The sequence below is a fragment of the Bradyrhizobium sp. NBAIM08 genome (genome assembly GCF_020193935.1).
In the GTDB taxonomy this organism is placed as follows: Bacteria; Pseudomonadota; Alphaproteobacteria; order Rhizobiales; family Xanthobacteraceae; genus Bradyrhizobium; species Bradyrhizobium yuanmingense.
In genome coordinates, this window is the sequence record NZ_JADYVR010000522.1 from 1 (window position 1) to 433 (window position 433).

Genomic DNA, 433 nt, shown 5'->3' on the forward strand with positions numbered 1-433 from the left:
ACCTTGCGCAGCTTGGGCAGCGGGTCCTCGGCAGCCATCTCGGCGATATGCTCGGCCGGCATGTAGGAGAAGTCAGCGCCGAAGAAGTGGCCCATCATGCGATAGCACATCGCCTCGAGCAGCGTCGGGCCTTCACCCGCGCGGGCACGATCGACAGCTTCCTTGGCCGCGCCGTACATCGCCTCGACATCGTTGCCGTCGACGGTCACCCCCTTCATGCCATAGCCGGCGGCGCGGGCTGCGATCGAGGTGCTGTCGGTGTGATCGGCAAAGGCGGTGTGCTCGCCGTAGCGGTTGTTCTGGCACAGGCAGACCACCGGCAGCTTGTACAGCTGCGCCATGTTCATCGCCTCGTGGAACCCGCCGATATTCGATGCACCGTCGCCAAAGCTGACCACGGTGACCTTGCCGTCGCCGTTGTTCTGGCTGGCCA

Annotated in this window: 1 protein-coding gene; it reads right to left on the reverse strand. The window is 64.9% G+C overall.

Annotated features, from left to right (window positions below):
- On the reverse strand, positions 1 to 433 hold a 433-nt coding region (locus I6F37_RS40755; RefSeq protein WP_249795469.1), incomplete at both ends, for a thiamine pyrophosphate-dependent dehydrogenase E1 component subunit alpha.